Origin of the sequence: uncultured Tessaracoccus sp. (genome assembly GCF_947286155.1) — a bacterium.
In the GTDB taxonomy this organism is placed as follows: domain Bacteria; phylum Actinomycetota; class Actinomycetes; order Propionibacteriales; family Propionibacteriaceae; genus Arachnia.
The window spans coordinates 1-10,950 of the sequence record NZ_CAMYPD010000065.1 but is presented as its reverse complement, the minus strand read 5'-3'; the positions used below and the strand labels follow the sequence as shown (position 1 = coordinate 10,950).

General features: G+C 64.0%; 12 protein-coding genes and 1 pseudogene. 11 read left to right on the top strand and 2 right to left on the bottom strand.

What is annotated here, in order from left to right; genetic code table 11:
- The 11 genes and pseudogenes from Q0X68_RS12270 to dprA form a co-directional block, all read left to right on the top strand.
- Positions 1–189: pseudogene (locus Q0X68_RS12270) on the top strand (tRNA (guanosine(37)-N1)-methyltransferase TrmD); the annotation flags it as partial.
- Positions 190–345: 156 nt separating this feature from the next.
- Positions 346–1,050 (top strand): succinate dehydrogenase cytochrome b subunit, encoded by a 705-nt coding sequence (locus tag Q0X68_RS12265; RefSeq protein ID WP_366128366.1) that lies wholly within the window; start codon positions 346–348, stop codon positions 1,048–1,050.
- Between the two features lie 6 nt (positions 1,051–1,056).
- Entirely contained in the window at positions 1,057–3,051 is a 1,995-nt protein-coding gene (locus tag Q0X68_RS12260; RefSeq protein WP_297752256.1) for a fumarate reductase/succinate dehydrogenase flavoprotein subunit, read from the top strand.
- On the top strand, positions 3,048–3,797 hold the full coding sequence (locus Q0X68_RS12255) for a succinate dehydrogenase/fumarate reductase iron-sulfur subunit (RefSeq protein ID WP_108871589.1): 750 nt from the start codon (positions 3,048–3,050) through the stop codon (positions 3,795–3,797). The genes Q0X68_RS12260 and Q0X68_RS12255 overlap by 4 nt, the downstream gene beginning before the upstream one ends.
- 431 nt (positions 3,798–4,228) lie before the next feature.
- Entirely contained in the window at positions 4,229–4,579 is a 351-nt protein-coding gene (rplS, locus tag Q0X68_RS12250) for a 50S ribosomal protein L19 (RefSeq protein WP_297741710.1), read from the top strand.
- 81 nt (positions 4,580–4,660) lie between these two features.
- Positions 4,661–5,452, top strand: coding sequence for a signal peptidase I (lepB, locus tag Q0X68_RS12245; protein WP_297752252.1), 792 nt, complete (start codon positions 4,661–4,663; stop codon positions 5,450–5,452).
- A complete protein-coding gene (locus tag Q0X68_RS12240) occupies positions 5,452–6,096 on the top strand; it encodes a ribonuclease HII (protein ID WP_297752249.1) in 645 nt (214 codons plus the stop codon). Before lepB ends, Q0X68_RS12240 begins: the two co-directional genes overlap by 1 nt.
- A gap of 6 nt (positions 6,097–6,102) precedes the next feature.
- Positions 6,103–6,411 (top strand): DUF2469 domain-containing protein, encoded by a 309-nt coding sequence (locus tag Q0X68_RS12235; protein ID WP_297752246.1) that lies wholly within the window; start codon positions 6,103–6,105, stop codon positions 6,409–6,411.
- A gap of 84 nt (positions 6,412–6,495) precedes the next feature.
- A complete protein-coding gene (locus tag Q0X68_RS12230; RefSeq protein WP_297752242.1) occupies positions 6,496–6,870 on the top strand; it encodes a YraN family protein in 375 nt (124 codons plus the stop codon).
- Positions 6,867–8,393, top strand: a complete 1,527-nt coding sequence (locus Q0X68_RS12225) for a YifB family Mg chelatase-like AAA ATPase (RefSeq protein WP_297752239.1) — start codon at positions 6,867–6,869, stop codon at positions 8,391–8,393. The genes Q0X68_RS12230 and Q0X68_RS12225 overlap by 4 nt, the downstream gene beginning before the upstream one ends.
- A 1-nt stretch (position 8,394) precedes the next feature.
- The gene (dprA, locus tag Q0X68_RS12220) at positions 8,395–9,501 is read left to right on the top strand and encodes a DNA-processing protein DprA (RefSeq protein ID WP_297752236.1); all 1,107 of its coding nucleotides are present in this window, start codon (positions 8,395–8,397) and stop codon (positions 9,499–9,501) included.
- Positions 9,502–9,511: 10 nt separating this feature from the next.
- On the opposite strand, the gene Q0X68_RS12215 is transcribed toward dprA, so the two are convergent.
- Together Q0X68_RS12215 and Q0X68_RS12210 are read right to left on the bottom strand one after the other, a co-directional pair.
- A complete protein-coding gene (locus Q0X68_RS12215; protein WP_297752233.1) occupies positions 9,512–10,387 on the bottom strand; it encodes an ECF transporter S component in 876 nt (291 codons plus the stop codon).
- A partial coding sequence (locus Q0X68_RS12210) for an ATP-binding cassette domain-containing protein (RefSeq protein WP_297752232.1) occupies positions 10,371–10,950 on the bottom strand: 580 nt, incomplete at its 5' end. The genes Q0X68_RS12215 and Q0X68_RS12210, both read right to left, overlap by 17 nt.

The window sequence follows — 10,950 nt, the reverse complement described above, 5'->3', positions numbered from 1 at the left end:
GAAGAAAGCCACTCCGACGACAACGACCGCCTGCTGGAATACCCGAACTACACCAAGCCTCCAACCTGGCGCGGGCGAGCAGTGCCCGACGTGCTCCTGTCCGGCAACCACGGGCTCATCGCGCAGTGGCGCAGGGCACAATCGGAGGCTAGGACGAGGCAGCGTCGCCCTGATCTCATGGGCGACTGACGGCTGACCTGCCCTTTCATCCTCGCTTGGTATTACGCAAGCTGAAAATAGCAAAAATCCCCTAGTCGCGGGCCAAATAAAGAACTTGGCGCAATACCGACCCCGGGCGCACGAACGGCCAGGAACTTAGCTACAGTACGGTGCGTGACGACAACAATGACTATTCATCAGCGGGCAGCTCGCTCGACTGTGGTCAAGAAGTTCACCATGGCGGTGACCGGCTTGATCATGATCGGCTTCCTGCTCATGCACATGTATGGCAACTTGAAGATGTTCCTAAGCACGGACGCCTTCGACCACTACGCGCACTGGCTCAAGGGTGCCGACGGCGTTGAGGACATGATGTACCCCATTCTCCCGAATGGCACGTTCATCTGGATCTTCCGCGCCGTGATGGTGCTCGTGATCGTGCTCCACTTCATGAGCGCGTTCTCCCTGTGGAGCATCTCCTCGAAGGCGTCTGGCCGCGGCTACCAGCACACCACGCGCATTTCGCAGACCTATTCCGCGCGTACCATGCGCTGGGGCGGCGTGATCGTGCTGGTGGGCCTCATCGTCCACCTGCTGCAGTTCACGATCATCCCGACGACGTTCCACGGCGGCCCCATCGACGCACCGCACGTCATGGTGGTGCACGCCTTCCAGCAGGTGTGGTTCGTCGCCATGTACGCGTTCTGGATGATCCTGGTGTGCATGCACGTGCGTCATGGCTTCTGGAGCGCGTTCGCGACGCTGGGCCTCAACCTGTCGCCCCGCTCGCGCGCCATCCTGAACGGCCTGGCGATCTTCGTCGCAGTGCTCCTCTACATCGGCTTCATGGCCATGCCGCTGGCCGTGGCCTTCGGACTGATTGGTGCGTGATTAGCAATGACTGACGTCGCAACGAACTACTACACCGTGGGCGAGAACATCGCCGACGAGAAGGCCCCCAAGGTCGAGATCGACAAGGTCTGGTCGACACGCCAGTTCCAGGCTCGCCTCGTGAACCCGGCCAACCGCCGCAAGCTGTCCGTCATCATCGTCGGCACCGGTCTGGCCGGTGGCGCAGCGGCGGCGACGCTCGGCGAGGCCGGCTACAACGTGCTGAACTTCTGCTACCAGGATTCGCCACGACGAGCTCACTCCATCGCCGCACAGGGCGGTATCAACGCTGCGAAGAACTACCGCAACGACAACGACTCCACCTTCCGCCTCTTCTACGACACCGTGAAGGGCGGCGACTACCGCGCTCGCGAAACGAACGTGTACCGCCTCGCCGAGGTGTCGGCGAACATCATCGACCAGTGCGTCGCGCAGGGCGTGCCCTTCGCGCGTGAGTACGGCGGTCTGCTCGACACCCGCTCGTTCGGTGGCGTGCAGGTGCAGCGCACCTTCTACGCTCGTGGCCAAACGGGTCAGCAGCTGCTGATCGGCGCCTACCAGCAGCTCGAGCGCCAGGTGGCAGCCGGCACCGTCAAGATGTACGCCCGCCACGAAATGGTGGAGCTCATCACCGTCGACGGCCGGGCTCGCGGCATCGTCACCCGCGACATGGTCACCGGCAAGGTAGAGACGTGGACCGCCGACGCCGTCGTGCTCGCCACGGGTGGTTACGGCAACGTCTTCTTCCTCTCGACCAACGCGATGGGCTGCAACGCGACCGCCGCTTGGCGTGCGCACCGCAAGGGCGCCTACTTCGGCAACCCCTGCTACACCCAGATTCACCCCACCTGCATCCCGCAGCACGGCACGTCGCAGTCCAAGCTCACGCTGATGTCGGAGTCGCTGCGTAACGACGGCCGCATCTGGGTGCCCAAGAAGGCAGAAGACTGCGGCAAGGATCCGCGCCAGATTCCCGAGGAAGATCGCGACTACTACCTGGAGCGCATCTACCCCTCCTTCGGCAACCTGGTGCCGCGCGATATCGCATCGCGTCAGGCGAAGAACATGTGCGACGAGGGTCGCGGCGTTGGCCCGGCCATCGTCGAGAAGGCTCCCGATGGCACCGAGCGCTCCGTGCGTCGCGGTGTGTACCTGGACTTCTCCGACGCCATCAACCGCCTCGGTAAGAAGGCCGTCGAAGCCAAGTACGGCAACCTCTTCGACATGTACCAGCGGATCACCGACGAGAACCCCTACGAGGTTCCGATGCGTATCTACCCGGCGGTGCACTACACCATGGGTGGCCTCTGGGTGGACTACGACCTCCAGTCGACGATCCCCGGCATGTTCGTGTGCGGCGAGGCCAACTTCTCCGACCACGGCGCCAACCGCCTCGGCGCTTCGGCGTTGATGCAGGGTCTGGCCGACGGCTACTTCGTCCTCCCGAACACCATCAACGACTACCTCGCTGATGCGCCGTTCGAGAAGCTCGCCGCCGACCACCCGGCTGTCGTCGAAGCTCGCGATTCTGCGCAAGCTCGCATCGACAAGCTCATGTCCATCCAGGGCAAGCGCTCCGTCGAATCGTTCCACAAGGAGCTCGGCCACATCATGTGGGAGTACTGCGGCATGGAACGCACCGAGGAAGGCTTGCAGAAGGCCATCGGCCTCATCCGCGAGCTGCGCGAGGAGTTCTGGCGCGACGTCCGTGTGACGGGTAAGGCTGAGGACTTCAACCAGGCGCTCGAGAACGCCGGCCGTGTGGCCGACTTCATGGAGCTGGGCGAGCTGATGTGCATCGACGCGCTCCACCGTCGTGAGTCCTGCGGTGGGCACTTCCGCGCCGAGAGCCAGACCGAAGAGGGCGAGGCACTGCGTCACGACGACGAGTACCTCTACGTCGCGGCCTGGGAATGGACTGGCGAGGGCGCCAAGCCGGTGCTCCACCGTGAGGAACTCGTCTACAACGCAATCGAACTGAAGCAACGGAGTTACAAGTGAAGCTGAAGCTACGTATCTGGCGTCAGGCCTCCAAGAATGCTCAGGGCAGCATGGTGGAGTACCACCTCGACGGCGTGTCCGAGGACATGTCCTTCCTCGAGATGCTCGACATGCTCAATGAGCAGCTGACGGAGAAGAACGAAGAGCCTGTTGCGTTCGACCACGATTGCCGTGAAGGCATCTGTGGCATGTGCTCCCTGGTCATCAACGGCGTCGCTCACGGCCCCGAGGTGACCACCACCTGCCAGCTCCACATGCGCTCCTTCTCCGACGGTGCCACCATCGACATCGAGCCTTGGCAGGCCGGGCCGTTCCCGGTCATCAAGGACCTCGTCGTCGACCGCACCTCGCTGGACCGCATCATTGCCGCCGGCGGCTACGTGTCGTCGAACACCGGCTCCGCTCCCGACGCGCACGCCACCCCGGCGCCGAAGCGCGAGGCGGATACCGCGTTCGACAACGCAACCTGCATCGGCTGTGGTGCCTGCGTTGCGGCATGCCCGAACAGCTCGGCCATGCTCTTCACCTCGGCGAAGATCTCCCACCTGGCGCTGCTCCCGCAGGGCCAGCCGGAGCGCTACCGCCGCGTGAAGTCCATGGTTGCCCAGCACGACGAGGAAGGCTTCGGCAACTGCACCAACATCGGTGAGTGTGCCGCGGTCTGCCCGAAGGGCATCCCGCTGGAGTCCATCTCCCGCCTGAACCGCGACCTCATGAAGGCGATGTTCAAGGGCGACGGCAAGTAAGCAAACCGTAAGCGAAGGTGCGGCGGGCTGGTGCAGCCTGCCGCACCTTTCGCATGCAGTGCCCACGTCGTCGGGCACCCTCCCGGCGCGGACCCCGTCGGGTATCTCGGGGCCTCGCTTTTCCCCGCCGGGCAGGTGCAACCTGTGCGGCAACTGAGCGGATCATGTGTCACCAGCTTCCCGACGGTGCCTCGTCGCGGCTAGGCAGGTGACACCTGTTCCGGGACAGAGCCGCACAGGTTACGTCTGCCTGGGGTGAGGGACGCGGCGGTGAGCCGGCTCGATTTCCGGATGCGACGGGGATCTGGCAAGATTGCTCTTTGGCGCCAGCAGGCGTCTGGTGGCGTGGTGGCTCCTGCCGTAGGGGGACCGTCCAGCACGTCGCGACGAACTACTACCGCGGTGACCTGCGGCACTGACGAGGAACGAACATGACGAACCCCATCATCAAAGAGCTCGACAAGCAGTCGCTACGCGACGACATCCCCGAGTTCCGCGCCGGCGACTCCGTGAAGGTTCACGTGAAGGTCGTGGAAGGCAACCGCTCCCGTGTCCAGGTGTTCGCGGGCACCGTCATCGCCAAGAATGCCGGCGGCATCCAGGAAGCATTCACCGTCCGCAAGGTGAGCTTCGGCGTTGGTGTTGAGCGTACCTTCCCGCTGCACAGCCCCATAATCGACAAGATCGAGGTCGAGCGTCGCGGCGACGTGCGTCGCGCCAAGCTGTACTACCTCCGCGGGCTCCGTGGCAAGGCAGCCAAGATCAAGGAAAAGCGCGCCTGAGCGAATGAGGGCTTCCCATACCTTTGAAGGCCATCGGGTGTTGTCCCGGTGGCCTTCGCCATTCCCGGTAGAGTGTGCGGAGTGAATGCACAGCCGAACGCCGAAGCACCCGAGGACGTCGACGCCGACAGCGAGCGTCCCTTCGGGCGGCGCGTGCTCGGATGGGTCAGCGAGGGCGCCATCATCGTCGTGGGAGCCATCATCATCGCTGTGCTGCTGCGAACCTTCATTGGGCAAATGTTCGTCATCCCATCCGGTTCTATGCAGAACACCATCGACGTCGGCGACCGCGTGTTCGTCAGCAAACTCGGCGGATTTCAGCGCGGCGACGTCGTCGTCTTCGAAGATCCCGATCACTGGCTCGGCAGCACACAAACGCCAGATCCCGGCCCGCTGCAGCGTGGGCTGGAGTTCGTCGGGTTAGTCCCCACCAGCGGTACGGAGCACCTCATCAAACGTCTCATCGGAATGCCGGGCGATCATGTTCGGCTGAACGATGAAGGCAAGATCGAGGTCAACGGCCAGCCCCTCGACGAAACCCCGTATCTATTCGCGGAGAACGGTGTTCAGGTGGAGCCTGCGACGGTGCCTTTCGACATCGTGGTGCCTGCCGGCCATATTTTTGTGATGGGGGATCACCGCAACGCATCAGGGGATTCGCGCTGCCGACTCGCGAATGTGAAACAGGGTGAGCCGCAAGGCATGGCGGCGTTTATCCCGGTTGACAAGGTCGTCGGTTCCGCCGTCGCCATCGTCGCGCCACTCGACCGGCTCTCCACGTTCGTCGTGCCTGAAACATTCGCGAGCGTCCCCGACCCTGCTGAACCTGCGCCCGACAAGCCTGTGCTGCACCACGTCGAACCCGGCTGCTAATGGTCCGACTCGGGCAGGGCAATTACGCCTACGAGCGCGCACTGCTGCACAGCGGGCTCGGGCCGGTGGCTGGCGTCGACGAGGCTGGCCGCGGTGCGAGCGCCGGGCCATTGGTGGCGGCAGCTGTGATTCTCGACCCCGCGAAACCCATCCCTGACCTCGACGACTCGAAGGCGCTCACCCCAGCCAAGCGCGAACGTCTCCTGGATGAGATCCGACGGTGCTCCCTAGCCGTGGCGGTGGCGGAGGTGAGCCCGGAGCAATGCGATGCGCTGGGCATGCATGAAGCCGACATTCAGGCGCTCCGCAGGGCCGTGAGCAAACTCGACGTACGCCCTGGATTCGTGTTGACCGACGGTTTTCCCGTCGACGGCCTGGATGTGCCGGGGCTGGCGATGTGGAAGGGCGACAAGGTATCTGCGTGCGTGAGTGCTGCGTCGGTGGTGGCGAAGGTGACGAGAGACCGCATCATGGCGGATTTCGCTCAGGAGTTTCCAGAGTACGGTTTTGAGATTCATAAGGGGTACAACACGGCGCGCCATCAGGCCGCGCTCCTTGAGCATGGGCCGACGCGAATCCACCGCTGGTGTTTCGCCAACGTTCGTGCCGCCCATAGCAGCCATGCCTCGGTCCCAGTACAGTGAGGAACCATGAACTCCGAGGACCTTGATGAGTACGAGTCGAAGCTCGAGTTGGACCTGTACCGCGAGTACAAGGACGTCGTAGGAATCTTTACCTACGCAGTGGAGACTGAGCGGCGCTTCTACCTCTGCAATGCCGTCGACTTGAAAGTCCGCACCGAGGGCGGCGACGTGTATTACGAGGTGTCGATGGGAGACGCCTGGGTGTGGGACATGTACCGCCCCGCACGGTTCGTGAAGTCTGCCAAGGTGCTCACCTTCCGCGACGTCTCCATCGAGGAGATCGCGCACTCGGAGCTAGAGGTGCCGAAACCGTAAGTTTTTCCTATTCGGGCAAATTCACCCTGTGGAAAACGGGCGTGAGGGGTACCGAGTTGCCTATCACATAGGTGGAGGTGACTTATGGTCCGTTTGGGAAAGGCGTCCAGGGCTCTCGGCTCATACGGTGAGGGAGTCGCGGCGCAGTATTTGCAGTCGAATGGGTTCCAGGTGCTCGAGCGTAATTGGCGCTGTGAGCATGGAGAACTCGACATCGTGGCGTATGAGCCATCCGAACGCGTCGTGGTGTTCATCGAGGTAAAAACCCGCTCAGGCAGCGGTTTTGGTGCCCCCATTGAGGCGATAACGCCCACCAAAGCCCGGCGGCTGTACCAGTTGGCGCACATGTGGCTGGACGCCCATGAGGCGGGCGGTTCCAGGATTCGTGTCGATGCCATCGGAGTGTTGCTGGGCGGTAGGACACCTGATATCACGCATATTCGAGGGGTGGCCGCATGAGCACGACGGCGTGGTGCATCGCCCTGCAGGGGCTGGAAGGCACGAAGGTAGAAATCGAGGCAGCCACCACGATGAACATCCCCAAGACGGTGTTCGTCGGGCTGCCGGATGCGTCGCTCAACGAGGCGAAAGAACGCGTCAAACATGGGGTTCGGGCCACCGGCAAGAAATGGCCCGACGGCATGCTCACCGTGAATCTCTCGCCAGGTTCGGTGCCCAAGCATGGCACGCACTTCGACGTAGCCATTGCCGTGGCGGTGATGGCTGTCGACCCGAAGAACGAGGTACGCACGGAGCTGCTCGCGAGAACAGTCATGTTCGGCGAACTGGGGCTGGACGGGCGGATTCGCCCTGTGCGCGGCATCATTCCCTTGCTGCTTGCCGCGTCAAAACGGGGGTTCGCCAACGCCATCGTCCCGGCCACACAGCTCTCGGAAGCCGAGCTTGTCCCAGGCATCACAGTGTGGGGTGTGGAGCATCTGTGCGAAGTGCTTGGCGTGCTCGCCGGCAATCCGACGGTGCACCCCGCCGCACCATTGGCATCGTCCGCTGACGCCCACCCACTCGTTCCCGATCTCTCCGACGTGCAGGGCCATGAGGACGGGAAGTTCGCCCTTGAGGTGGCCGCGGCTGGTCGTCATCACCTGTTCCTGCATGGCCCACCGGGGGTGGGGAAGACGATGCTGGCGTCGCGGTTGACGTCGATCCTTCCTCCGCTCACACCAGACGAAGCCATCGAAGTGTCGGCGTTGCATTCCTTGGCCGGAGAACGCCTCACGGAGGGGCTCATCACCCGCCCGCCGTACCAAGACCCGCACCATACGGCGAGCCGGCAGAGCCTCGTCGGGGGAGGTGGCAGAGAAATCCGCCCAGGCGCGGTCAGCCTTGCCCACCTCGGAGTGCTCTTTTTGGATGAAGGGCCAGAATTCGGTCAGAAAACGCTGGAGTCACTACGCGTACCGCTGGAGAACGGGTACGTCAGCATCGGTCGTGCCATGCACCAGGTGCAGTTCCCCGCTCGGTTTCAGTTGGTGCTGGCAGCGAATCCGTGCCCGTGCGGGTATTCCGGCGTCGTGGGCAAGGAGTGCTCGTGTCCACCGTTTCGGGTTCGGCAATACCAAGACAGGCTGAGCGGCCCCATCCTCGACAGAGTCGACATCCTGCATCGAATGCCAGCGGTGAGTCGGTTCATGGAGATCAACCAACCCCCGTCGGAGACGAGCGCCGTCGTACTCGAGCGGGTGCTGGAAGCGAGGGAACGCCAACGTCACCGGCTTCGCGACACCCCGTGGGCCACCAACAGCCAGGTGTCGGGTTCATTCCTGCGCAAGGAACTACCACTGCCAGATACAGCGCTGATCAACCGGGCGCTCGCGCGAGGCACACTCAGCGCTCGCGGAGTCGACAAGGTGCTCCGCGTCGCCTGGACACTCGCAGATCTCGCAGGCAACGACGTCGTCACCGACACCGAGCTCGGCGCTGCCATGCAGCTGCGGCTCGGAGAATCTGCAAAGGCGGCCTGACATGAACGAACGACAAGCCAGGATGGGCCTGTGCGCACTCGGGTCTCTCGCATCGCCGAAGCTCGCCGCGCTGGTAGAAGAGGAAGGCGCGCAGTGGGTGTGGCAAGCACTGCGAACGCAGCGTGAGCAATCAGCGTGGGCGTCGCGCGCACGCACCATCGACCTTGAGAGCATTCAAGCCGCTACTGAGCAGTGCGAAGCGCGCTTCATCATTCCAGGCGACGACGAATGGCCGGCCAACTTCTGTAGCCTGACGAGTGCCCAGGTGGGCGACCAAGGCGGACAGCCATTCGGCCTGTGGGTTCGAGGGGCTCCCCTTGACGCGAGCCCTCCCGGTGTGGCGCTCGTAGGGTCGAGAGCGGCGTCGCAGTACGGCCAAAACGTGGCACTCGAACTCGCAGCAGACCTGGCCACAGAAGGCGTTGCCATTGTTTCCGGGCTGGCCTTCGGTATCGACGCCGCCGCGCACCGGGGAGCGCTCTCAGTTGGAGGTATGACGATCGGTGTGGTGGCGAGCGGTGTCGACCAGCCGTACCCGGCGTCGAACGCATCCTTAGCGGCGATGATCGCGCGCAAGGGTGCCGTCGTATCAGAGATGCCTCCCGGCAGCAGGCCGATGCGCCCCGCATTCTTGGCCAGGAACCGCATCATCGCTGCCATCACTGCTGGCACGGTGGTAGTAGAAGCCGCGCTCCGCTCGGGCGCGAAGAACACGGCGGCGTGGGCCAATGAGCTCGGGCGGGTGGTCATGGGCGTTCCAGGGCCGGTCACTTCGACGCTCTCCCAAACACCACACCGGCTCATCCGCGACGGTGGGGCAGTGCTGGTCACCGATTCACGCGACGTGCGGGAGCTCCTCAACCCGGTGGGTAGCGTGCCAGAATCCCGAGCCCGCGGTGAAGACGTAGCACTTGACCGCCTGCGCCCCGACCTCCGAATGCTGCGTGAAGTGTTCGTCGTGGGCGAAGAGATGCTGCCGTCCACCTTGTCTCGGCGCACGGGGCTGCCGTTGGCAGCGTGCCTCTCGGGTCTGCACGAGCTGGCAGAAGGCGGCTGGATCGAGGAAGGAGAACAGGGTGGTTGGGCGCTTCCTCTCGCCCGACGGTGACCGCGCAAGCTCAGGCCACGACGGCCTGGGTGCCACTGGAGTGGGCCGTAGCTTGAATGCGCGCCATGCCCGCGGCTCGCCGCAGCACCACCAACAGCGGCCGCCCCAGCACAGCCAGGGCAATACCCGTCGCGAGAGCCCGGCCGGTGTCGAAGCCGGCCGTCGAGGTAAGCAGCGTGAACCACAAGAACGAGCGAAGGTTGTCGACGAGTGGCGCGCCTGGCACATAGTCGAGAGCGCCTGCGGCAACACCGTCGACCGACGTGCCCGTGATGAATGGCCAGAACCAGAGGTTCATCATCATGCCGTACACGTACGCGTTCACCACACCGAGCCCGATGAGCATGGCAATCTCGGCCTTGCCGTGCACGCGACGGGGCAGCAGCCCGGCCGCCAGCCCACAGATGCTCGCGCCCATCATCTGGAACGGCAGCCAGGGGCCAACACCGGCGGTGAGCAAGGCCGAAGCGAACATCGCGGTATTGCCGAGCAAGAACCCAAAGCCTGGGCCGAACGCCCGCCCCGCGAGGATGAGGATGAAGAAAATGCTCTCGACGCCAGCCGTACCTGCACCAAGCACTGGGCGCATCACAGCGGAAATGGCCGAGAGCACGCCGAGCATTGCCAGAGCCCGGGTATCGAGGCCGCCTTCGTTCACCTGTGCGATCACCAGCGCGAGCATGAGGGGCAGCAACGCGGCCAAGATGAAGGGTGCGTCTTGCGAATGTTGCGTGCCAACACCCACCGCCGGTACGAAGAACGGCCAAGCCAGGGCGAAGAAACCGAACACGCTGATGACACCAATGAGCAGCCACGAGGTCCACCCAAGATGGACGCCGACCAGCGGGGCCGGGATGTCGAGGCGATCGTCAACGCGCGGCTGCATGGAACTCCTCGACAGTCAGTAGCGGTACCGGGCTCGCCACCTTGGACACCTGTGTGGCAAGGAGCTGGCTGGAGGCGAGCACGTCGCGGGCGGGGCCGTCGGAGACGATCTCGCCCTCTGCCATCACGATGACGCGTCCGCAGGTGCGGGCGGCCATTTCGACGTCGTGGGTAGCGATGAGGATGGAACGGCCCTCAGCCGCCATGCGTGCGATGGTGCTGCTGAGCACGCCCTTGGCGGCGTAGTCGAGGCCGCGGGTGGGCTCGTCGAGGAGTACCACCTGGGGGTCGCCGACGAGCTCAGCCGCGAGTACGACCGCGATCTTCTGCCCTTCGGAGAGGTCGCGTGGGTGCGCGTCTAGGTTGATGCTGGGCACGAGCTCCAGCAGGAGTTTGGCGGTGGTGCCGTCGGGTACATCGGCTGCCTGGTCGCTGGCCTCGCACTCAGCGCGCACGCTCGCAAGGTAGAGCAGGTCTGATGCGGTCTGTGGCACCAACGCCACACGCCCCGTGGCATCCACATGCCCCGACGATTTCTCGCCCGCACCTTGCACGGTCCACAGG